This window comes from Nocardiopsis eucommiae, assembly GCF_965344335.1.
Classification (GTDB): domain Bacteria; phylum Actinomycetota; class Actinomycetes; order Streptosporangiales; family Streptosporangiaceae; genus Nocardiopsis; species Nocardiopsis eucommiae.
Map to the genome: position 1 here is coordinate 1 of NZ_CBDRIY010000065.1, position 22,349 is coordinate 22,349.

Consider the following 22,349-nt stretch of genomic DNA (forward strand, 5'->3'; position numbering starts at 1 on the left):
CCCCCCCCCCCCCCCCTCCCCCCCCCCCCCCCCCCCCCCCCCCCGTCGCGGTGTCCGGTCGATTCGACCGCGCGGCCTCTCACCGGGACCCGTCCTTCCGAACGCTCTCGCCGTGGCAGCGAGCGCGGATGCTCCCGGGGCCGGGCCCTGCCCCCCACGGGCCCGAGGGGTCGCACCCTCCGGGCCCGTTCGTCACGCCGCGTGGAGTGTTCGGCGGAACGCCGCGCTCCCTACCGCACCGCCCCCTCCCACCCCTCGGGGAGAAGCGTGTGGTGCGGGAAGTTACCGGGCGACCGCTCGCCCGCGGGCCCCCGGGTGACCGCGTGCACGAGGAGTTCACCGCCCACGAAGGCTCCGCGCCAGGAGTCGCCCCAGCCGCCGAAGAGCTCGTCGCGGTCGCCGCGCGAGCGCGGGCGGTTGACCCCGACCTTGAAGGCCCGCACCCCGGCCGCCAGGCGCACGGCGGTGTCGGTGTCGTCGCAGGAGAGGGTGGCGACCAGGGCGCCGTTGCTGGCGTTCATCGCCGCCATGAGCTCGGCCTCGGTGTCGACCAGCACGATCGTGTCGACCGGCCCGAAGGGCTCGGCGTGGAAGAGCGGGGAGGACCTCGGCGGTTCGAGCAGAGCCACGGGGGCCACGTAGGCGTCGGTGTTCTGTCCGGGCAGCAGCAGTGCGTCGGCCAGGGTGCCGCGGTACAGGGGCACCGCCCCGCCCGCGACGGCCTCCGACACCCGGTCGTGGAGTTCCTTGGCCTTGGCCGCGTTGATCACCGGCCCGAAGTCGAGTTCGGGCAGGTCCTCCCCCGGGTCCGCGACCGCGAGGGGGTGGCCGAACCGCACCCCCGCCGCCGCAGCGAGGTACGCCTGGAGGAAGTCGGCGAAGCGGGACCTCTGCACGACGAACCGGGGGTAGGCCGTGCAGCGCTGCTTGGCGTAGTCGAAGGTCCTGCGGATCTGGCCGGAGAGGGCCTCCCAGTCGTCGAACTCCCACACACCCCAGCAGTTCAGCCCCTCCTGTTCCAGGATGTGGCGCCGGTCCAGGTCCGCCAGGTCGGCGGCGACCCGGCCTCCGGTGTCACGGCCGCCGACGAAGGACACACAGCCGATCTCCGGGCTGCGGACCAGCGCCGGGGCGAGGTCCCTCCCGCCGCCACCGACCAGGGTGAACGGGAGTCCCTCGCGCACCGCCAGGGCGACCGCGAGGGTGAGGCACACGAGCCCGCCGTCGGTGGGTGTCTTGGCGATCGCCGCGTTGCCCGAGAGGGCCTGGACACACATCGCGTGCGCCAGGACGCTCATCGGGTAGTTCCAGCTGGCGATGTTGCTGACGGGGCCCTCCAGCGCCCGCCTCCCGTCCATCATCGTGTCGATCCCGTCCAGGTACCACTCCACCCCGGAGATGGCGCGGTCGACGTCCTGGCGCGCGAGCCGCCAGGGCTTGCCGATCTCCCAGACGAGCGCCAGTGCCAGGGTGTCCCGGTGTTCGCCCCAGGACCGGACCGCGGCACGCACACGGGTACGGCGTTCCTCCAAGGGGACCCCGGCCCAGGCACGGTGCTCGATCGCCGCCTCCGCCACGGCCCGCGCCGCCGTGGAGGCGTCGAGCATGGGCGGTCCGGCGATCTCGGTACCGTCCACCGGCGAGTGTGAGACGCGCGGTTGTCCGTCGACACGCCACCGGCCGCCCCAGCGGTTGTGCACCCTGTCGGGTCCGAAGGCCTCCGGGGCCGCCTCTCGGCACCGGGCGTACAGGGTCGCCCACTCGGTACCGGGTTTCAGGATCGTCGTCATGGGGTCGCGGACGCCGTCGCCGGAGCGAGACCGTCCCCCTCCTCTCGGTTCTCGACCGCCGCTAGGACGGACCGGACGAGGCGGGCGGTCTCGCTCGGGGTCCGGCCGACCCGCACCCCGGCCGCCTCCAGGGCCTCCTTCTTCGCGGCGGCCGTCCCGGAGGAGCCGGAGACGATCGCCCCGGCGTGGCCCATGGTCCTGCCCTCGGGCGCGGTGAAACCCGCGACGTAGCCGACGACGGGCTTGGAGACGTGTTCCCGGACGTACGCGGCCGCGCGCTCCTCGGCGTCGCCGCCGATCTCGCCGATCATCACGATCACGTCGGTGTCCGGGTCCTCCTCGAAGGCGGCCAGGGCGTCGATGTGCGTGGTGCCGATGATCGGGTCGCCGCCGATCCCCACCGCCGTGGAGAAGCCGAGGTCCCGCAGTTCGTACATGAGCTGGTAGGTGAGGGTGCCGGACTTGCTGACCAGGCCGATGCGGCCGGGCTCGGTGATGTCGGCCGGGATGATGCCCGCGTTGGACTGGCCCGGACTGATGAGGCCGGGGCAGTTGGGGCCGATGATCCTGGTGCGGTTGCCACGTGCGGCGGCCAGGCTCCAGAAGGCGGCGGTGTCGTGGACCGGAACACCCTCGGTGATCACGACGGCCAGGCCGATCTCGGCGTCGATCGCCTCCTCCACCGCGTCCCGGGTGAAGCGGGGCGGCACGAAGACCACGGTGACGTCCGCGCCGGTGGCCTTGACGCCCTCCGCCACGGAGCCGAAGACGGGCACCTCGGTGCCGTCGAAGTCGACGCTCTGACCGGCCTTGCGCGGGTTCACACCGCCGACGACGCTGGTCCCGGCCGCGAGCATGCGCCGGGTGTGCCTGGTGCCCTCGGCACCGGTCATGCCCTGGACGAGCACCCTGCTGTCCCTGTTCAGAAAGATGGCCATGGGGTTTCTCCTGTCTGCGGGGGCGGGTCCGGTCAGTTCCGCGCGGCGAGTTCGGCGGCGAGCCGGGCGGCGCCGTCCATGGTGTCCGCCTGGCGCACGGCCGGGTGGGCGCGGGCGGTGAGGATCTGGCGCCCCTGCTCGGCGCTGTTGCCGTCCAGGCGCACGACCAGTGGCTTGCCGACGTCCTCTCCCCGGCTCTCCAGGAGTTCGAGGGCCTGCACGACGCCGTTGGCGACGGCGTCGCAGGCGGTGATCCCGCCGAAGACGTTGACGAACACGCTCCGCACGGCCGGGTCCCCCAGGATCACGTCGAGGCCGTTGGCCATGACCTCGGCGGAGGCGCCGCCGCCGATGTCGAGGAAGTTGGCGGGGCGCACGCCGCCGTGCTCCTCCCCGGCGCGGGCGACCACGTCCAGGGTGGACATCACGAGTCCGGCGCCGTTGCCGATGACGCCGACCTCGCCGTCGAGCCGTACGTAGTTCAGACCGCGTTCCCGGGCGCGGAGTTCGCGTTCGTCGGTCCCCGCGCCGTGCGTGAACGGGGTCCGCTCGGCGTGACGGTAGGCCGCGTTGTCGTCCAGGGTGACCTTGCCGTCGAGGGCGACCACCCGGCCGTCGGCGGTGCGCACCAGCGGGTTCACCTCCACCAGCGTGGCGTCCTCGCCCACCATCACCTCCCACAGGGCGGCGATGACCGTGGCGGCGCGGTCCCGGACCTCCTCGGGGAGTCCGGCGGCCGCGCAGATGCCCAGCGCCTCCTCACGTCCCACCCCCTGGGGACCGACCGGGGTGCGCACGACCGCGTCGGGCTCGGCCGCGGCGACTTCCTCGATCTCCATCCCGCCCCGCGCCGAGCAGATCGAGATGAACTCACGGTGGGCGCGGTCGAGCAGGAAGGAGAAGTAGTACTCCTCGGCGATGTCACTCGCCTCCTCGACCAGGACACGGTGGACCGTGTGGCCCTTGATGTCCATGCCGAGGATCTCCTCCGCCCGGGCCCGGGCCTCGGCGGGGCCCTCCGCCACCCTCACACCGCCGGCCTTGCCACGTCCACCGGTCTTGACCTGGGCCTTCACCACGACCCTCCGGCCGAGGCGACCGGCCACCGACGCCACCCGCTCGGGGGTGTCCGCGATCTCGCCCTCGACCAGAGCGACCCCGTACTCACCGAAGATCTGTTTGGCCTCGTACTCGTGGAGATCCAACGCTCCTCCTCCGTCCGCTCGTCGCCCCCCTTCCAGTGATACTCCATATTGTATGCAGTATTCAATAGGCATGGTGAGCGGAATGCCCCTTCACAAGCCCTCCTGGACTTTGCATACTGCATACAAGGAGGTCGCCATGTTCCCCCGCCATCTGCCCGGACCACCGCCCCGGCCCGCCCCAGCCGAACCGGAGCCCCCGCCCGGCCCCTCGACGGTCACCGACGTCCTCGACTGGCGGGGGCGGCGCTACACCGTCGGACCCTCCGCCCGCCTGCTCACCGGAGCACCGAGGTCCGTGCTGCTGGCCCGCGCCCTGCTCGCGGTCGCCGCGGTGGGCGTCCTCCAGTTCGGCTACGGCGCGGCCGTCCCCCTCCTGACGGCGGCGCACGGTTGGTCCCCCGCCCAGGCGCTGACCCCGTTCCTGGTCTGGGCCCTCGTCCAGGGCTGCTTCGCCCCGGTGCCGCGCCTGCTCCGGACCCGGGGACTGCTCCACCCGGGCACGGCGATCTGCGCGGGGGCGGCGCTCTGCGCCGTGGCCGTGTACACGGTCGGGCACACCACGGACCCGCTGACCGCCGTCGCGGGGTACGGGCTGCTCGGCGGCGTGGGGGCGGGACTGGTCTACCACTCCTGCGTGGACCTGGTGGGCGGGTGGTTCCCGGACCGGCACACCGTGCGCCTGGGCGCCGTGGGCGGGGCCTTCGCCCTGGGTTCGGTTCCGCTCCTGCCCGCTCTCGCGCTGGGGCCGCCCTCCGGCGACCCGGGCACCGCGGCCACCGTCCTCGCCGTGGCCGTGCTCGTCCTCGGTGTGGCGGGCGGCGCGGGTCAGCGCGGGGCCCCGGCGTGCTGGTGGCCTCCGGGCAGCGACCCCCGCGCGGCCGCACTGCGGCGCGGGGCCGACCCCCCGGCCGCGCGCGACTTCACCGCGGGCCAGGCCTGGGCGAGCGGGCGCTCCCTGCACGCCCTGCACGCGATCGTGGCGTTGTCCGGGACGGTAGGGCTGTTCATCCTGGTGGTGCTCCCACCGGTCCTGTCGGGCCTGGGCCGCGATCCGACCCAGGTCGCGGTGGCCGTCACGGCGTTCGCCGTGGGCAGCGGGGTCGGGCGGCTCGCCGCGAGTGGGGCGGCCGAGCGGGCAGGTCGGCGCCGGACCCTGACCGTGCTGCTGGCCGCGACCACGCTCGGGCAGGCCGCCCTGGCCGCCTCCGCCCCGGACGGCCCCCTGCCGCTCCTGGTCACCGCCGTCCTCGTGGTGGGCGCCGGTACCGGCGCCTGCTACCCGTTGACCCGCGCGATCACCGAAGGGCACTTCGGCACCGGCCAGCGCGGGGGCACCGGCCAACACCGGAACGCCGGTCGACGCCGGGGGCAGCGCGGTGGCATGGGAGAGCACGGTGGCACGGACGCGCACCGTGGCGCCCCGCGGATCGGCGGGACCACCCGGTTCCGCGTTCCGGGCGAGGACGATCCCGCCCGCTCGGCGGACCTCGCGGGGCTGGTCCACGGCTCCAAAGCGGTCGGCGGACTGCTCGGCGTGGGCGGCGCCACCGTCCTCCTCAGTCTTGTCCCGGACACCGCGCACACCCCGGTCCTGGCCGCCTCCGGCCTGCTCACGGCCGTGGCCGCCCTCCTGGCCGCACGCCTGCGCCGCCCCCTGCCCATCCGGACGCTCCCCCCGGGCGCCGGGACAAGTCCGTCTCCCGGGGTCTGGACAGCGCGGCGCCGGAGTGTTCCAATGTGATGCACACGGTATACAGTATCCGATCTTCACGGATCACACGCTCCGCACCCTCAGCACGAAAGGGGTCGTCGTACCGATGGCCGAAGGCAAGGTACCCACCGAAACGAACAGCGACAGCAGCACGATCTCCGGCGGCCACCTGGTCGCCAAGGCCCTCAAGGCCGAGGGGGTCGACGTCGTCTTCACACTCTGCGGCGGCCACATCATCGACATCTACGACGGCTGCGCCGACGAGGGCATCGACGTGATCGACGTCCGGCACGAGCAGGTCGCCGCACACGCCGCAGACGGCTACGCACGAATCACCGGCAAGCCCGGCTGCGCGGTGGTGACGGCGGGCCCCGGCACCACGGACGCGGTCACCGGCATCGCCAACGCCTACCGCGCCGAGAGCCCCATGCTGGTCATCGGCGGCCAGGGCGCCCTCAGCCAGCACAAGATGGGCTCCCTCCAGGACCTGCCGCACGTGGACATGATCAACCCGATCTCCAAGTTCGCGGCCACCGTCCCGCACACCGAACGCGTCGCCGATCTCGTCTCCATGGCCTTCCGCGAGGCCAACAACGGCGCCCCCGGTCCGTCCTTCCTGGAGATCCCCCGCGACGTGCTGGACGCCAAGGTCCCCGTGGAGCGGGCGCGCGTCCCCGCCGCCGGGCACTACCGGGCCTCCACCCGCCAGGCGGGCGACCCGGCCGCCGTCGAACGCCTCGCGGAGCTGATCGTGCGCTCCGAGCGGCCGAGCATCCTGCTCGGCAACCAGGTGTGGACCACCCGGGCCACCGACTCCGCTGTCGAACTGGTCCGCGCGCTCAACATCCCGGCCTACATGAACGGCGCGGGACGCGGCACCCTCCCGCCCGGCGACCCGCACCACTTCCAGCTCTCCCGGCGCTACGCGTTCAGCAACTCGGACCTCATCATCATCGTCGGCACCCCGTTCGACTTCCGGATGGGCTACGGCAAGCGCCTCTCCCCCGACGCCACCGTGGTGCAGATCGACCTCAACTACGCCACCGTCGGCAAGAACCGCGACATCGACCTCGGCATCGTGGGCGACGCCGACGTCATCCTCTCCGCCGCGCTCCAGGCCGTCTCCGGCTACGGCGACACCGGGGCGCAGGGCCGCAAGGGGTGGCTGGAGGAGTTGCGCACCCAGGAGCAGGCCGCGCTCGACAAGCGCGCGCACCTGCTGACCTCCGACTCCACCCCGATCCACCCCTACCGCCTGGTCAACGAGATCAACCAGTTCCTCACCGAGGACTCCGTGTACGTGGGCGACGGCGGCGACATCGTCACCTTCTCCGGCCAGGTCGTCCAGCCGAAGTCACCCGGCCACTGGCTGGACCCCGGCCCGCTCGGCACGCTCGGCGTCGGCGTCCCGTTCGTGATGGCCGCCAAGTACGCCCGCCCGGACAAGGAGGTGGTCGCGCTCTTCGGGGACGGCGCCTTCAGCCTCACCGGCTGGGACTTCGAGACCCTGGTCCGCTTCGACCTGCCCTTCGTGGGGATCGTCGGCAACAACTCCTCGATGAACCAGATCCGCTACGGCCAGATCGCCAAGTACGGCGCGGACCGGGGCGAGCTCGGCAACACCCTGGGCGACGTCCGCTACTCCGAGTTCGCGAAGATGCTCGGCGGCTACGGCGAGGAGGTCCACGACCCGGCCGAGATCGGCCCGGCCCTGCTCCGCGCCCGCGAGTCCGGCAAGCCCTCCCTGATCAACGTCTGGATCGACCCCGAGGTGTACGCCCCGGGGACCATGAACCAGACGATGTACAAGTAGCCCGGAAGGAGAGTCATGGGCAAGGCACTCGACGGGGTCCGCGTCCTGGACATGACCCACGTCCAGTCGGGACCGTCCGCGACCCAGATCCTCGCGTGGATGGGCGCCGACGTCGTCAAGCTGGAGGCGCCCTCGGGCGACATCACCCGGCGCCAGCTCCGGGACCGCCCCGGCGTGGACAGCCTGTACTTCACGATGCTCAACTCCAACAAGCGGAGCATCACCCTCAACACCAAGAGCCCCGAGGGCAAGCGGATCTTCCTCGACCTGGTGCGCCGCAGCGACGTGCTGGTGGAGAACTTCGCCCCCGGCGCGCTGGACCGGATGGGGTTCACCTGGGAGGTGCTCGCGGAGGCCAACCCCCGCCTGGTCTACGCCTCGATCAAGGGTTTCGGGCCGGGCGTGTACGCCGACTTCAAGGCCTACGAGGTGATCGCCCAGGCCATGGGCGGTTCCATGAGCACCACCGGGTTCGAGGACGGCCCTCCGCTGGCCACGGGCGCGCAGATCGGTGACTCGGGCACAGGAATGCATACAGTGGCCGGTATCCTCGCCGCGCTGTACCAGCGGGTGCACACCGGCCGGGGCCAGCGCGTCCAGGTCGCCATGCAGGACGCGGTGCTCAACCTGTGCCGGGTCAAGCTGCGCGACCAGCAACGACTCGCGCACGGCCCCCTCTCCGAGTACCCCAACGACGACTTCACCGACGAGGTCCCCCGCTCCGGCAACGCCTCCGGCGGCGGACAGCCCGGCTGGGCCGTGCGCACCGCGCCCGGAGGACCCAACGACTACGTGTACGTGATCATCCAGCCCGCGGGCTGGGCGCCCATCGCCCGCCTCATCGGCCGCCCCGAGCTCGCCGAGGACCCCGAGTGGGCCACCCCCGAGGCCCGGCTGGGCCGGCTCGACAAGGCCTTCGCCCTGATCGAGGAGTGGTCCCGGGAGCTGCCCAAGTGGGACGTGCTCTCCGCCCTCAACGCGCACAACATCCCCTGCGGGCCGATCATGTCCACCCGGGAGATCATCGAGGACCCCACCCTGAGGGAGAACGGCGTGGTCACCGAGGTCGACCACCCCGAGCGCGGCAGCTACCACACCGTGGCCTCGCCCATCCGCCTCTCCGACTCCTCGGTGGACGTCAGCCGGTCCCCCCTGCTCGGTGAGCACAACCCCGACATCTACCGCGACGAGCTGGGCCTGACCTCCGAGGAACTGGCGGAGCTCGCATCGAACGGAGTGATCTGAGCGCATGGCCGTCTTCACCCCCGAACGTTCCGACCGCGACCCCTCCCCCGTCCGCGAGGTCCTCGACCGGGCCCGCGCCGAGGGCCGGACCGCGCTCACCGCCCCCGAGGGCCGCCTCCTCGCGGAGGCCTACGGCATCCCCGTCCCCGGCGAGGCCCTGGCCCGCAGCGCCGAGGAGGCCGCCGCCCTGGCCACCGAGCTCGGGCTCCCCGTGGCCGCCAAGATCGTCTCCCCCGACATCCTGCACAAGACCGACGCGGGCGGCGTGGAGATCGGACTGAACAGCGCCGAGGAGGTCGCCGCGGCCTACGAACGCGTCACCGCCAACGCGCGCGCCCACGACCCCGACGCCCGCGTCGACGGCGTGCAGATCCAGCAGATGGTCCAGGGCGGGCTGGAGGTCCTGGTCGGCGCCACCACCGATCCCACGTTCGGCAAGGTCGTGGTCTTCGGCCTGGGCGGCGTCCTGGTGGAGGTCCTCAAGGACGTCTCCTTCCGGCTGGCCCCGGTCACCCGGGAGGAGGCGCTCGTCCAGGTGGGCGACATCAGGGCCGCCGAGGTGCTGGACGGGGTCCGGGGCGCCGAGGCGGTGGACCGGGGCGCCCTGGCCGACCTGCTGGTGCGCCTGTCCGAGCTCGTCACGGACTTCCCGGAGATCGCCGAGGCCGACCTCAACCCCGTGTTCGCCTCCGCGTCCGGGGCGATCGCCGCCGACCTCCGGTTCGTCCTGGACTTCGAGCCCGCCGAGGGTCCCCGCACCTTCGAGCGGGAGGAGATCCTGGCGTCCATGGAGCGCATCTTCAAGCCGCGCTCCATCGCCGTGATCGGCGCCTCCAACGAGGCGGGCAAGATCGGCAACTCCGTGATCCGCAACATCGTGGACGGCGGTTATCGGGGCGACATCCACCCCGTCAACCCGAAGTCCGCCGAGGTCAACGGCCTCACCTCGTACAAGTCGATCACCGACGTGCCCGGCGAAGTGGACGTGGCGGTCTTCGCGATCCCCGCGAAGTTCGTGGCCGGTGCTCTGGAGGAGGCCGGGCGCAAGGGGGTGGCGGGCGCGATCCTCATCCCGTCCGGATTCGCGGAGACCGGCGAGCACGAACTCCAGGACGAGGTCCTCGCGGTCGCGCGCAGACACGGGGTCCGTATCCTCGGGCCCAACATCTACGGCTACTACTACACGCCGGAGAAGCTGTCCGCGACCTTCTGCACCCCCTACGACGTCGCCGGGGGCACGGCCCTCACCTCGCAGTCCGGCGGGATCGGCATGGCGATCCTCGGGTACAGCCGCAGCACGCGGACGGGCGTGTCCGCGATCGTGGGCGTGGGCAACAAGGCCGACATCGACGAGGACGACCTGCTCACCTTCTTCGGGCAGGACGAGAACACCAACGCCGTCGCGATGCACCTGGAGGACCTCAAGGACGGCCGGGCGTTCGTCGCCGCCGCCCGCGAGGTGGTCCCGAAGAAGCCCGTGGTGGTGCTCAAGGCCGGTCGGACCTCCGCCGGGGCCCGCGCCGCCGGGTCCCACACCGGCGCGCTGGCCGGGGACGACAAGGTCTACGACGACATCCTCCGCCAGGCGGGCGTGGTCCGCGCACCCGGACTGACCGAACTCCTGGAGTACGGCCGCGCCCTGCCGGTCATGCCCGCGCCCGGGGGCGAGAACATCGTGATCATCACGGGTGCGGGCGGCTCGGGGGTGCTGCTCTCCGACGCGGTGGTCGACAACGGGATGTCGCTCTACGAGATCCCGCCGGACCTGGACGAGGCCTTCCGGGCCTTCATCCCGCCGTTCGGGGCGGCCGGGAACCCGGTGGACATCACCGGCGGCGAACCGCCCTCCACCTACGAGAAGACGATCCGCCTCGGGCTGGAGGACCCCCGCGTCCACTCCCTGGTGCTCGGCTACTGGCACACCATCGTCACCCCGCCGCTGGTCTTCGCCGACGTCGTGATCGACGTAGTGAGCAAGGCCCGCGCCGCCGGGATCGACAAGCCGGTGGTGGCCTCCCTCTCGGGTGACACCGAGGTCGAGGCGGCCAGCCAGCGGTTGTTCGAGCACGGGATCGTCGCCTACCCCTACACGACGGAGATGCCCGTGAAGGTTCTGGGAGCGAAGTATCGCTGGGCCCGGGCCGCCGGACTACTCTGACCGAGTGCCCGGCCGGTACCACCGGCCCCGGCTCGGCCCACACCACACAGGACCGACACCCACCACGCGCCCCCACACAGGGCGCACGAGCCACACCAGCCCGGCGGCCTCTGGAGCCGCCGCCGCAAGGCCGCCGGGCCCCTGGTCACCGCAGGGACAGCCACGTCCTGCCACGGTGACCCCCAGCCACGTGTCCACCACGATCAGGGAGGTGCCGCAACACCCGGGGGCGACATGCGATCCACCGACTCGCATTCGCACACACACGGAGTACCGCCTTGGATTCCTCACGCCCCGAACCCGACTCCTCAGAACCCCCGGCGCCGTCCGGGACCCAGCGACCCCACGTCCCGGCCCAGCGCGGGCCCCACCCCTCCGAGACCGGCCCCGCCGCCGAACCGGTCACCGCCTCCGCCGACGCGCCCTCCGACACCCCCGCGGAGGCGGGCGCCCCCGTACGGGAGGAGCGGTACTGGAGAGCGGGCAAGCTGGAGCCGATGCCCATCCGGGAGCTCCCGAAGGCTCCCCCCTCCATCCACATCCTCGGCCCCACGGTGTTCCTCGTCGCCCTGGGCGTGGGCATGGGCGAGTCCTACATGTGGCCGCGCCTGGTCCTGGTCTTCGGCCCCGAGATCCGCTGGCTGTTCCTGATCGGCGTCTCCCTCCAGGCCGTGGTCATGCTGGAGATGTCGCGCTACGCGATGGCCACCGGGGAGAGCATCTTCTACGGCGCCGCGCGCGTGTTCAAGCCGCTGATGTGGTTCTTCTTCCTCACCGCGATCCTGGTGTACATCTGGCCGGGCCACCTCTCGGCGGGCGCCTCCGCCTTCGAACGGGTGACCGGCATACCCTGGCAGGCCACGGCGGTGGCCGGGATGGTCCTCGTCGGCGTGGTCTTCACCCTCGCCAAGGTCATCTACGACCTGCTGGAGAACCTGCTCTCCATCTGCATCGGCCTGTTGGTCGTCGGGACGTCCGTGGTCGCGGCGATGGTCGGCAACCTGTCCGACCTCACCTCCACCATCAGCGGGATGTTCGCGTTCGGGTACTTCCCCGAGGAGGCCATGTCTGCGGCCTGGTTCCCGATCGTCGTCGGTGCCATCGCCTTCGCCGGGCCCTCCGGTATGCAGCAGATGTGGTACACCCTGCACCTGCGCGACAAGGGCGCGGGCATGGGCGCGCACATCCCCCAGATCCGCGGCCTGCGGCACGCCGGCGACCAGGAGGCCATCCCCTCACGCGGCTTCATGTTCGACACCTCGGACCCCAGGGAGATGGAGAAGTGGAAGGGGTGGCGCCGCTGGGTGACCTTCGACGCCCTGGTGCTGTTCTGGGGCATCACCATGCTGGTCACGATCTCCTTCACCGTGCTGGCGCAGTCGGCGGCCCGGTTCGACCCGCAGGTGGCGCAGCTGATCCGGGACGGCGACCGGGAGGCCTCGCTCGACGCCATGGCCGGTGCCTTCTCGGCGGCGGGGAGCCCCGTCCTCGGCACGGTGTTCTTCCTCTTCATCGCGCTGATCGGCATCAACGCCACCCTGGGCCTGTTCGACTCCTTCTCGCGCGGCCAGGCCGACATGACGTACAACTTCGTGCCGGGCGCCAAGCGGTTCGGGATGTCGAAGCTGTACGGGATGTTCCTGTGGGGACTGATCGCCTTCGGTACCGTCATCCTGCTGTTCGGACCGGCGGACGGACCGGCGGCGATCCTGGACGTGCTGGCCTTCCTGTCGGCCTTCGCGATGGGCGCGTACTGCGTGGTGCTGCTGCTGGTCAACAACATCGCCCTGCCCAAGCCGATCCGTCCGGGGATCGTCTCCAACGCGATCATCGCGCTGGCCGCCGTGTTCTACCTCGGGGCGCTCTTCTACTCGCTGATCGCCTTCGGAGTGGTGGTCGACTGATGCCCGCCACCTCCGCCCTCCGGCCGGGGGGCACCCCGCCCAACCACCTGGAGGTCGCGCTCCCGGGGGCCGCCATCGGCGTGGTCGCCGGTCTGTTCGCCACGGGAGTCGGGATGGCGGCGGGTCTGCCCCTGGCCATGACCGGCACCGCCGGTCTGGCCCTGGGCCTCCCGCTCGCCGTGCTCGGCGCCGCGTACAGCGTGCTGCTGGCGCGCGGGTTCTTCCCGATCGGGGCGGTGGCCCCCCTGGCCCTGTACTGGCTGGTCGGGTTCCCCGCCGCGCAACTGTTCGACGCCCACATGGTGGCGTGGGTGATCGGTGACGGCCCCGCGCTGCGCGAGCCCCTGCCGTCCTTCCTCGCGTTGCAGGCCATGCTGAGCTTCGGCTTCACCATCGGCTTCCTGTGGCTGCACGAGCGGGTCATGCCGCACTGGCTGATGCGTGTGCGCGACCACAACCCGGTGGCCGAGGCGCTGTTCCAGCGGTACCTGGTGCACGCGGCCCACCTCAACCGCCGACGCGACGGGCGCAGGGCGCGTCGGCCCCGACGAGGTCGCGGGCGCCCGGACTGACCCGTTCCCGTCCGAGGAACGGGAACCGAGCCGACGGCCCCGGCGGGCCCTCCCGCCGGGGCCGTCGGCCGCGTGCGGGGCGTGTCGGCCGAGGGCCGTCTCCCCAGGCGGGGCGGGGCGCGGTCCGCCCGTCGACCGTTCGTCGCGTCAGACGACCGTTCGTCGCACGGTGGGCGACCGCTCGACGCTCCTCGTCCTCGTTCGGCGCGCGCCCCGGCACGTCCCCCTGCTCAGGACGGGTGGCGCTCCTTACAGTGCTGGGTAACGCACGTCACAAGGACTGGTCATTCCAGGCGAACCCGCCCCGACCGCGGGAACGCGGCCAGACGCGGCACCTTCCCCGCCATCCCCCCGGAGGTTACGAACAGCATGGCACCCGACAGCCCCACGAAGGATCCGACACCACCGGACGGCAACGGCGGTGGCGACGCACCCATCACGGACGAGGCCTTCGTCGCGATGCACGGCGACCCGCGCTTCGCCGACCTCAAAAGACGCCTGTACCGCTTCGTCTTCCCCATGAGCATCGCCTTCATGGCCTGGTACCTGCTCTACGTCCTCATGTCCGCCTTCGGCCGTGACGTCATGGGCACCGTGCTGTTCGGCAGCGTCAACGTCGCCCTGGTCTTCGGCATCCTCCAGTTCGTGTCCACCTTCGGGATCGCCATCCTGTACACGAGGTACGCGAACCGGAACTTCGACTCGCTCGCCACCGAGCTGCGCGAGGAGCTCCAGAACGGTTCCCCGAACGAGAAGCAGGAGGGCGGCCGATGATCCTCGCGCAGGAGGCGGTCAGCGAGAGCAGCCGCATCGTCACCCTCGTCCTCTTCGGCCTGATGATCGCCGCGACACTCGGCATCACGGTCTGGGCCAGCCGCAACACCCGCTCCGCCACCGACTTCCACTCCGGCGGACGCGGCTTCTCCCCGCTCCAGAACGGTCTGGCCATCGGCAGCGACTACATGTCCGCCGCGTCCTTCCTGGGCATCGCGGGCATGATCGCGCTCTTCGGCTACGACGGCTTCCTCTACTCCATCGGCTTCCTCGTGGCCTGGCTCGTCGCCCTGCTGCTCGTCGCGGAGCTGCTGCGCAACTCCGGCCGCTACACCATGGGCGACGTCCTCTCCTACCGGATGCAGCAGCGCCCGGTGCGCACCGCGGCCGCCGTCTCCACCGTGGTCGTCTCGATCTTCTACCTGCTCGCCCAGATGGTCGGCGCGGGCGCGCTCATCGCCCTGCTCCTCGGCATCCAGGAGGGGCAGACCTTCCTCGGCATGGACGCCCCGACCGCGAAGATCGTCGGGATCGTCGTCATCGGTCTGCTCATGACGATCTACGTGGCCTTCGGAGGTATGAAGGGCACCACCTGGGTGCAGATCGTCAAGGCCGTCATCCTGATGGCCGGGGCCGCGCTGCTGACCCTGCTCACGTTGTCGCTGTACGGCTTCAACCTGGGCGCCCTGATGACCGACGCCGCCAACGCCAGCCAGGCGGCCGCCGACGGCGACGCCGCCGCGTTCCTCGAACCCGGCCAGCGGTACGGGGTCGTCGTCGAGGGTGACGCCCTCCAGACCCTGTGGAACAAGCTGGACCTGATCAGTCTCGGTCTGGCGCTGGTCCTGGGCACCGCCGGCCTGCCGCACATCCTGATCCGCTTCTACACGGTTCCGGACTCCCAGAGCGCGCGGAAGTCCGTCAACTGGGGCATCGGCCTCATCGGCGCCTTCTACCTGATGACCCTGGTCCTGGGCTTCGGCGCCGCCGCCCTGGTGGGCTTCGACGCGATCACCACGCAGGACGCGGCGGGCAACACGGCCGCACCACAGCTCGCCTCGGTGGTGGGTGAACGCATCGGTGGTGAGATGGTCGGCGCCGTCCTGCTGGCCATCATCGCCTCCGCCGCCTTCGCCGCGATCCTGTCGACGGTGGCGGGCCTGGTCATCGCCTCGTCCTCCTCGCTGGCCCACGACTTCTACAACTCGGTCATCCGCAAGGGTCAGGCGACCGGCGCCGAGGAGGTCCGGGTGGCCCGCTTCGCGGCCATCGGCGTCGGCGTGGTCGCGATCGTGCTGGCGATCTTCGCGCAGAACCTCAACGTGGCCTTCCTGGTCTCGCTGGCGTTCGCGATGGCCGCCTCCGCGAACCTGCCGACCCTGCTGCTCAGCCTGTTCTGGAAGCGCTTCAACACGGCCGGGGCCCTCGCGGGCATCTACGGCGGCCTGATCAGCGCCGTGGGCCTGGTGTTCTTCTCGCCCGTCGTCTCGGGTTCGGAGACCGCGCTCATGCCGAACGTCGACTTCGCCTGGTTCCCGCTGCCCAACCCGGCCCTGGTGTCGGTGCCGATCAGCCTGGTCTGCGCGATCGTCGGAACGCTGATGTCCAAGGAGCGCGACTTCGACAAGTTCGCGATGCTCCAGGTCCGCGCCCTCACCGGCGCGGGAGCGGAGAAGGCCAGCAGCCACTAGGTCGCCGGTCCCCCGTTGACGGGCCCGCCGCCTCCCCGGGCGGCGGGCCCCTCCCGTGCACCGTCCGCGACCGTCGGCGCACGGTCCGAAACGACGAGGAAGAGTGAGGGTCAGCACGTGATCGCCGACACATTTCGCGGGGATAGGATCGTTCCGTGTCCTATCGGTGGCTGTCGCGGCTTTCCCCCTCCCGGCGCCCCACGTCCTCGGAACGCAGGGCGAGCGTCGCGTTGATGCGCCAGGTCCACGCGCTGGGAGTCGACCTGCGGGACGGCCTGCACGGGCGCGGCGCGCACTCGGCCGCCCGCCGTCTGCGCGAGGTCCTGGCGGTGGACGGGGTGCTCCTCGCCGACCTCGACGGAACGGTCGCCTCCCATGGGAGGTGCCCGGCCCCCGCCGAGGTCACAGCCCTGCTGTCCCAGGTCTTCGAGTACGGCGGCGGCGCCCGGACCCGACTGCCCGACGGCGCCTCGGTGTGCGCCGTCCCGCTGACCGTCGCCGACGAGCTGTCCGGCGCGCTCGTCGCCTCGGGCCACCCGGTGGAGGCGGACGTGGAGGCGGCCGCCGCGCTGGTCTCCGACTCCCTGGACCACGCCGCCCTGCGCCGGGCCCGCGCCCGAATCGCCGCCGCGGACCTGCGCACCCTGCGCGCGCAGATCTCCCCGCACTTCGTGCACAACGCGCTCGCCGTGATCGCCGCCCTGGTGCGCACCGACCCGGACCGGGCCCGCCAGCTGCTGTCGGACTTCGCGGACTACCTCCGGTACGGGTTCTCGGAGAAGGGCGACTACGCCACGGTCTCCGACGAGTTGGAGGCCACCCAGACCTACCTCGAACTCCAGCGGGCCCGCTTCCACGACCGTCTCGACATCACCGTGCGGATGGCGCCCGAGGTGCTGCCCGTCGCCATCCCCTTCCTGGTCGTGCAGCCGATCGTGGAGAACGCGATCCGGCACGGGCTGGAGCGCAAGGAGGGGAGCGGGCACATCAGCGTGTCCGGGTTCGGCGAGGGGCCCCTGTGCGTCATCGAGATCGAGGACGACGGGGTGGGCATGCACCCCGAACTGGCACGCGCCCTGCTGGCGGGCACCGGCCCCGAGTCGCGGGGCGTGGGCCTCGCCAACGTCGACCAGAGGCTGCGGGCGGTCTACGGACCCGAGTACGGTCTGGTGATCGAGACCGCGCTGGGAGAGGGGACGAAGGTGACCGTACGCGTTCCGAGGTTCGCCCCCGGGGTGGTGGTCCGGTGAAGCCCGAACTCCGCGTGCTGGTGGTGGAGGACGAGTCCTCCACCCGCCAGGAGATGGCCTCCCTGTTGGGTGACATGCCGGAGGTGGGGGAGGTCCTGGTGGCCTCCAACGGCGCCACCGCCGTCCGCCTGCTCGGCACGACCAGCATCGACGCCGCCTTCCTCGACATCCTCATGCCCGGGCTGGACGGCATGGACGTGGCGCGGGTGCTGAGCGTGATGTCCGAGCCGCCGTCGATCGTGTTCGTGACCGCCTCCGAGGCGCACGCCGTGGAGGCCTTCGGGATCGGCGCCGTGGACTACCTGCTCAAGCCGATCCGGCCGGAGCGGCTGGCCGAGGCCGTGGGGCGGATCGCCCAGCTGCGCGGGTCCGGCGGCGCGTCCTCCCCGGCGGAGGACCTGCACGTGGTGCAGATCGACACCGGACGCAGGACCGTCTTCGTCAAGCGCGACGACGTGCAGTTCGTGGAGGCGCAGGGCGACTACGTGCGGCTGCACACGGCGGACGGCACCCACCTGATCCGCCTGTCGCTGTCGTACCTGGAGGAGGTGTGGGCAGCCGCCGGGTTCATCCGCGTGCACCGGGGGTTCCTGATCGCCATCCCGTGGGTGCGGGACCTGCGGGTGACCTCCTCCTCCGGGCTGGTGGCCGGGACCCCGGCCGGTGACGTGCCCGTGAGCCGCCGCCACAGCCGACGGCTCCGGACCCAGCTCATGGAGGCGGCCCGCCGCGACCAGCTGGGCCGTTCGGCCCGCCCTCCGGGAGCGGTCAAGGAGCAGCCGTGACCGCCGGGGGTGGCGTGTGAGCCCGCGCCGCGAGAAGCTCACCAGCCCGCAGACGCGCATAGCGCTGGCCCGTGGCAACCGCCCCGCGCACCACCTCATCCCGGTGCCCGCGCCGGTGGACACGGAGGCGGCCCGACGGCTCTTCCGGGCCCAGCGGCGCACGGCGGTGCGCACGGTCCTGCTGCTGGCGGTGGTGCTCTTCGGGCTGAGCGGAGCCTTCGCCCTCCTCCCCGAGCTGACCCGGATCCGCCTGGTCGGGGTCCCGGTCTCCTGGCTGCTGCTGACGGTGGCGGTGTACCCGCTGCTGTTCGGGCTGGCCCTGTGGCACGTGCGCGCGGCCGAACGCCTGGAGGACCGGGCCGAGGGCGACCGCGCCGCACCCGACGGGACGCCATGACCACGGCCGTGCTCGCGATCGGCCTGGTCCTGGTGACCAGCTTGGTCATCGGGGTGTACGGGGTGCGGGCGGCCCGGTCCACCTCGGACTTCCTGGTGGCCTCCCGGCGCGTGTCACCGAACTGGAACGCCCTCGCGATCGCCGGTGAGTACCTGTCCGCCGCCTCCATGCTGGGCCTGGCCGGGCTGCTGCTCAAGAACGGGCTGGGCACCATGTGGTACGCGGTGGGGTTCACCGCGGGCTACGTCGCCGTGGTGGCGCTGGTCGCCGGGCCCATGCGCCGCTCGGGGGCCTTCACCGTGCCGGACTTCGCCGAGTACCGGCTGGGCGCGCCCCGGCTGCGCAAGCTCTGCGGGTGCGTGGTGCTGGTGATCATGCTGCTGTACCTGGTTCCGCAGTTCAAGGGCGCCGGGGTGGTGCTGAGCCTGGTCAGCGGGACCCCCTACTGGGTGGGCGTGCTGCTCGCGGGCCTGGTGGTGAGCGGGTCGATCGCGGCGGGCGGGATGCGCTCGGCCACCTACGTGCAGGCCTTCCACTACGTCGTGAAACTGGCCTTCCTCGCCGTGCCCGCGATCTTCCTGGTGGTGCATGCGGGCGCCGAGACCCGCGCCGAGGCGCTGCACCCGGAGTGGGGCACGCACTTCCCGCAGACCACGCCCGTGGAGTTCACCGTGGCCACGGAGTTCAGCCTGGACCACGCGGTCACCGTGACCACCCCGGACGGCCGGGAGCTGGAGCTGGCCGCCGGGTGGCACTCGGTCGACCAGGGCACGGAGTACGTGTTCCCGGAGGGCGCCACCATCCCGCACCCGGCCGGGCTGCCGGAGCTGGGCAGCGAGCGGTGGAGCACCCCGCTGCTGGACGTGGGCGGGTACCCGTTGTTCGAAACGTGGTCGACACTGCTCGCCATCACCCTCGGCTGTATGGGCCTGCCGCACGTGATCATGCGGTTCCACACGAGCCCGACCGCGCGGATCGCCCGCCGGGTCGCGGTCGGCGTGATCGCCCTGTTGGGGCTGTTCTACCTGTTCCCCACGGTCTACGGGCTGTTGGGGCGGGTGCTCACTCCGCAGTTGGTGATGCTCCAGGGCACCGACACCGTGGCGGTGGTGCTGCCCGCGGAGGCGGTGCCCGGTTCGGTGGGCACGATCCTGACCGCGCTGGTCGCGGCGGGGGCCTTCGGGGCGTTCCTCTCCACCTCCTCGGGGCTCCTGCTGGCCCTGGCCGGGGGGCTGTCCCACGACCTGTTCCAGGGGAGCGTGCCCCGGCTGCGGCTGGCCGTGGTCGTCGGGGCCTGCGTCGCGGTGCTCCTGGCACTGCCCGCGCAGATGATCGACATCAACGTGCTGGTCGTGTGGGCGTTCACGGTGGCGGCGTCCACGTTCTGCCCGCTGCTGGTGCTGGGGATCTGGTGGCGGCGGTTGACCCTGCCCGGGGCTGCCGCCGGGCTGATCGTCGGCGGTGTCACCGCGACCGGTGCGGTGGGTTGGTCGATCCTGTTCAGCGCGCCCCCGGGGTGGGTCGGTGTGCTGCTGGCCCAACCGGCGGCCTGGACCATCCCGCTGGCCTTCCTCACGATGACGGTGGTCTCCCGGTTCACCCGGCCGCCGGAGTGGGCCGAGCACGCGGTACTGCGCCTGCACTCGCCGTGACGGGGACGAACGGCCATGGTCGGCGGACTCGCCGGTTGGTAGGTTCACAGCACCCCCGCGCGATCCCACCACCGGAGGACAACGTGCTCGACGCTTCCCCCCGCCAGAAGAACGCCTCCCGCCTCACCGCGCTGACCGCCCTGGTCACGGCCACCGTCCTGCTCGTCCCCGGCACCGCCAGCGCGGAGATGGGGCAGGTCCGCACCGAGAGCCAGGAGATCATCATCACCGACGAGGGCGTCTACGAGGTCGGGGAGGACGTGGAGAGCCTGGAGGCCTTCCTGGAGGAGAACCCCGAGTACGCCCCGACCGTCGAGGACCCCGACCGCGTCGGGGCCCGCGCGACCGAGTCGCTCCCCATCACGCACGGGACGCTGACCACGCGCACCACGGGGTGCAGCAGCGCGACGGTCACCTACAAGAAGACCACCGGGTCCCGGCTGACCATCAGGTTCTCCGTCGCGCAGCTGGGCAGCCTCACCCGAAACGGCCCCACCCTGAACATCAGCGCGGGTCAGACCCGGAGCTTCACGGCCAACCTCTCCCCCGTCGGCAACGTCCAGGGCCGGATGAAGGTGGACGAGCAGAACAAGACCTTCGTCAACAAGTACATCAGCTGCCGCTAGCACGGCCGCGCCCGCAATCCACCTTAGAGTGGCGCCCCCACCCCGTAGCATCACGGTGTGAACAGACCTCGACACGAGCGGTCACGGAACGTCTCACCGCCCCCACGACACCCGGCTCCACCCCGACCCAGCCATCCGCGAAGAAGACCCTCCGGAACCCACCGGCGGGCCTGGGCGCTCCTCGCCCTCGCGGCGGGCGCGTTCGTGCTCACCTGCGGGCCCGCTCCAGCCTTCGCCGAACCGGCCGACCCTTCCGTGCGGGTCGGGCCGTCAGGGGTACGCGTCGACGACGGCACCTCCCAGGTGGACGTGGGACCGAACGGGACCCAGGTGGACACCCCGGGCGCCCACGTCGACGTCCGACCCGGGTCGCACGTCCTGGTGTGCGCCAACGGTGTCCGCGTGGTCGTCCACACGGGTCAGGCGCCGACGTGCCCCCAGCCCCCGCCGGCTCCACCGGCTCCACCGGCCCCGCCGGTCCCACCACCCGCGCCGCCGCCTCCTGTGGAGGAGCCCGCACCACCGCACGAGCGGACGGTGCCCGAGGCGGCCCCGGCCCTGGCCGAACCGACCGCGCCCGCCCGACCCTCGCCGGAGACCCCGGCGGAGGTCTCCGCGCCCGTTTCGGCCCAGGAGCGTCCGGAGGCCCCGGCCTCCCCGTCGCCCGCCGAGTCCTCGCCCCACGAACAGGTACTCCTGGCGGACGCGGGTCCGCCCGGCACGTCGACGGCCTCCTCGGCCTTCACCCCGCTGCGAACGATGGTGGTCGTCGCGATCGTCGCGGCGGGCGCCTCCGTCGTCGGCGGCCGTGCCGCGGCGACCCTGTCCGACTGAGGCGCGGCCCGTCCCGCCGGGACCTCCGGCGGGACGGGCCGCCTCGGCTAGGGAAGCTCCAGTGTGGCGTCGGACCGGTCGAACCCCGCCAGGGCCTCCTCCATCGTCCCCGCGTCGTTGGCCAGCACACCGTTGTACGGGTTGCCCATGTACAGCAGCACGACGATGGTGCCGAACACGAACACCAGGTTCACCGACGACCAGAAGTAGGCCACCCCGGACCCCTTCCTGATCATGGCGAACGGCAGGACGGCGATGATCACGGCCGACAGGGCCGACACGAACAGCAGGGCCGCCGGGATCTGGTCCCCCGCCGCGTCGGCGCGCTGGCTGCGCGCGTCGCTGAGCTTGGTGACCTCCTGACGGGCGGTCAGCCGGTCCAGACCGTCGCCGGTGTCGGACACCGACAGGCCCCGCACCGAGGCCGCCAGCAGGGCGAGGTCGTCGTCACCGCCGGGGCTGAGCTCACCCTTGGTCTCCATCAGCGGCCAGTCGTCCTCCACCACCGTCGTGAGGTAGGTGCGCAGGTGGCCGCGGACGGCCTCGCCCTCCTCCCCGGGGAACGCCGTGCTGCTCCAGTACAGGGCCTGGGCCGCCCCGGCCTCGGAGATCATGTCGTCCTCGGCCGACTTGTAGTCCTCCCAGCCGATGACCACGGCCATCGCGGCCGCCACGAGGTACAGGGACAGCACGCACGGCGCGATGACGACACCCACCGCCCCCTCCGCGAAGGACCCGGCGAGCCGGAAGCGCCAGGCGACCAGGGCGGCGCCTCCGACCATGGCGGCCAGGACGGCGAGGGCGACGAACAGTGTGGACAAGGAGGCTCCCCGGGGGGTTCTCGACAGAGGACGGACCATCCTTAACACGCGGTACGGCGCCGCTGGCGTGAAAAAGACCAAGCGTCACCGGGACGTGCCCACACCCTGTCGGCTCTGTCCACACATGTCATGAACTGCACGGACATGACAAAGAGGGGGGGGGGGGGGGGGGGGGGGGGGGGG

18 protein-coding genes are annotated in these 22,349 nt (G+C 72.0%); 14 read left to right on the forward strand and 4 right to left on the reverse strand.

The features are described 5' to 3' along the window. Positions 1-230: 230 nt before the first annotated feature. From ACRWK8_RS25920 to sucC, 3 genes are read right to left on the reverse strand one after another with little or no spacing between them, the layout of a single operon-like run. Entirely contained in the window at positions 231-1,790 is a 1,560-nt protein-coding gene (locus ACRWK8_RS25920) for an aldehyde dehydrogenase family protein (RefSeq protein WP_378743500.1), read from the reverse strand. Beyond that, complete coding sequence (gene sucD / locus ACRWK8_RS25925) at positions 1,787-2,728, reverse strand: succinate--CoA ligase subunit alpha (RefSeq protein WP_378743501.1); 942 nt, start codon at positions 2,726-2,728, stop codon at positions 1,787-1,789. Before sucD ends, ACRWK8_RS25920 begins: the two co-directional genes overlap by 4 nt. A 32-nt stretch (positions 2,729-2,760) precedes the next feature. Then, positions 2,761-3,933, reverse strand: a complete 1,173-nt coding sequence (gene sucC, locus ACRWK8_RS25930) for an ADP-forming succinate--CoA ligase subunit beta (protein ID WP_378743502.1) — start codon at positions 3,931-3,933, stop codon at positions 2,761-2,763. Between the two features lie 136 nt (positions 3,934-4,069). Between sucC and ACRWK8_RS25935 the strand changes: the two genes are divergently transcribed. The 14 genes from ACRWK8_RS25935 (at position 4,070) to ACRWK8_RS26000 (ending at position 21,345) form a co-directional block, all read left to right on the forward strand. Then, a complete protein-coding gene (locus ACRWK8_RS25935; protein WP_431873140.1) occupies positions 4,070-5,674 on the forward strand; it encodes an MFS transporter in 1,605 nt (534 codons plus the stop codon). Positions 5,675-5,750: 76 nt separating this feature from the next. Beyond that, on the forward strand, positions 5,751-7,457 hold the full coding sequence (locus tag ACRWK8_RS25940; RefSeq protein ID WP_378743504.1) for a thiamine pyrophosphate-binding protein: 1,707 nt from the start codon (positions 5,751-5,753) through the stop codon (positions 7,455-7,457). 15 nt (positions 7,458-7,472) lie between these two features. Continuing rightward, entirely contained in the window at positions 7,473-8,702 is a 1,230-nt protein-coding gene (gene frc / locus ACRWK8_RS25945) for a formyl-CoA transferase (protein ID WP_431873141.1), read from the forward strand. Positions 8,703-8,706: 4 nt separating this feature from the next. Then, the gene (locus ACRWK8_RS25950; RefSeq protein WP_378743506.1) at positions 8,707-10,860 is read left to right on the forward strand and encodes an acetate--CoA ligase family protein; all 2,154 of its coding nucleotides are present in this window, start codon (positions 8,707-8,709) and stop codon (positions 10,858-10,860) included. A 278-nt stretch (positions 10,861-11,138) separates the two neighbouring features. After that, positions 11,139-12,764: an Nramp family divalent metal transporter gene (locus tag ACRWK8_RS25955; protein ID WP_431873142.1), complete on the forward strand. Its 1,626-nt coding sequence runs from the start codon at positions 11,139-11,141 to the stop codon at positions 12,762-12,764. Then, positions 12,764-13,336 carry a hypothetical protein gene (locus ACRWK8_RS25960; protein ID WP_431873143.1) on the forward strand — a complete coding sequence of 191 codons (573 nt, stop codon included), beginning with the start codon at positions 12,764-12,766 and terminating at the stop codon, positions 13,334-13,336. Before ACRWK8_RS25955 ends, ACRWK8_RS25960 begins: the two co-directional genes overlap by 1 nt. A gap of 369 nt (positions 13,337-13,705) precedes the next feature. Beyond that, entirely contained in the window at positions 13,706-14,110 is a 405-nt protein-coding gene (locus ACRWK8_RS25965; protein WP_431873144.1) for a DUF485 domain-containing protein, read from the forward strand. Next, complete coding sequence (locus tag ACRWK8_RS25970; protein ID WP_431873145.1) at positions 14,107-15,801, forward strand: solute symporter family protein; 1,695 nt, start codon at positions 14,107-14,109, stop codon at positions 15,799-15,801. Before ACRWK8_RS25965 ends, ACRWK8_RS25970 begins: the two co-directional genes overlap by 4 nt. A gap of 233 nt (positions 15,802-16,034) precedes the next feature. After that, a complete protein-coding gene (locus ACRWK8_RS25975; RefSeq protein WP_378743511.1) occupies positions 16,035-17,051 on the forward strand; it encodes a sensor histidine kinase in 1,017 nt (338 codons plus the stop codon). Next, the gene (locus ACRWK8_RS25980; protein ID WP_378743512.1) at positions 17,048-17,836 is read left to right on the forward strand and encodes a LytR/AlgR family response regulator transcription factor; all 789 of its coding nucleotides are present in this window, start codon (positions 17,048-17,050) and stop codon (positions 17,834-17,836) included. Before ACRWK8_RS25975 ends, ACRWK8_RS25980 begins: the two co-directional genes overlap by 4 nt. Positions 17,837-17,852: 16 nt before the next feature. Continuing rightward, entirely contained in the window at positions 17,853-18,233 is a 381-nt protein-coding gene (locus ACRWK8_RS25985; protein ID WP_378743513.1) for a hypothetical protein, read from the forward strand. Further along, positions 18,230-19,885, forward strand: coding sequence for a sodium/solute symporter (locus tag ACRWK8_RS25990; RefSeq protein WP_431873146.1), 1,656 nt, complete (start codon positions 18,230-18,232; stop codon positions 19,883-19,885). The genes ACRWK8_RS25985 and ACRWK8_RS25990 overlap by 4 nt, the downstream gene beginning before the upstream one ends. A gap of 83 nt (positions 19,886-19,968) precedes the next feature. After that, positions 19,969-20,511, forward strand: coding sequence for a hypothetical protein (locus tag ACRWK8_RS25995; protein ID WP_378743515.1), 543 nt, complete (start codon positions 19,969-19,971; stop codon positions 20,509-20,511). 537 nt (positions 20,512-21,048) lie between these two features. Continuing rightward, a complete protein-coding gene (locus ACRWK8_RS26000) occupies positions 21,049-21,345 on the forward strand; it encodes a hypothetical protein (protein WP_431873147.1) in 297 nt (98 codons plus the stop codon). Between the two features lie 47 nt (positions 21,346-21,392). Here ACRWK8_RS26000 and ACRWK8_RS26005 read toward each other — a convergent pair whose 3' ends face one another. Next, complete coding sequence (locus tag ACRWK8_RS26005) at positions 21,393-22,166, reverse strand: bestrophin-like domain (RefSeq protein ID WP_431873148.1); 774 nt, start codon at positions 22,164-22,166, stop codon at positions 21,393-21,395. Positions 22,167-22,349 lie beyond the last annotated feature (183 nt).

What these genes read in the sequence shown, in the direction of transcription:
- ACRWK8_RS25920 (WP_378743500.1), bottom strand. Translation starts at nt 1,790, where the DNA reads ATGACGACGATCCTGAAACCCGGTACCGAGTGGGCGACCCTGTACGCC.
- sucD (WP_378743501.1), bottom strand. Translation starts at nt 2,728, where the DNA reads ATGGCCATCTTTCTGAACAGGGACAGCAGGGTGCTCGTCCAGGGCATG.
- ACRWK8_RS25935 (WP_431873140.1), top strand. Translation starts at nt 4,070, where the DNA reads ATGTTCCCCCGCCATCTGCCCGGACCACCGCCCCGGCCCGCCCCAGCC.
- ACRWK8_RS25940 (WP_378743504.1), top strand. Translation starts at nt 5,751, where the DNA reads ATGGCCGAAGGCAAGGTACCCACCGAAACGAACAGCGACAGCAGCACG.
- frc (WP_431873141.1), top strand. Translation starts at nt 7,473, where the DNA reads ATGGGCAAGGCACTCGACGGGGTCCGCGTCCTGGACATGACCCACGTC.
- ACRWK8_RS25950 (WP_378743506.1), top strand. Translation starts at nt 8,707, where the DNA reads ATGGCCGTCTTCACCCCCGAACGTTCCGACCGCGACCCCTCCCCCGTC.
- ACRWK8_RS25960 (WP_431873143.1), top strand. Translation starts at nt 12,764, where the DNA reads ATGCCCGCCACCTCCGCCCTCCGGCCGGGGGGCACCCCGCCCAACCAC.
- ACRWK8_RS25965 (WP_431873144.1), top strand. Translation starts at nt 13,706, where the DNA reads ATGGCACCCGACAGCCCCACGAAGGATCCGACACCACCGGACGGCAAC.
- ACRWK8_RS25970 (WP_431873145.1), top strand. Translation starts at nt 14,107, where the DNA reads ATGATCCTCGCGCAGGAGGCGGTCAGCGAGAGCAGCCGCATCGTCACC.
- ACRWK8_RS25975 (WP_378743511.1), top strand. Translation starts at nt 16,035, where the DNA reads ATGCGCCAGGTCCACGCGCTGGGAGTCGACCTGCGGGACGGCCTGCAC.
- ACRWK8_RS25990 (WP_431873146.1), top strand. Translation starts at nt 18,230, where the DNA reads ATGACCACGGCCGTGCTCGCGATCGGCCTGGTCCTGGTGACCAGCTTG.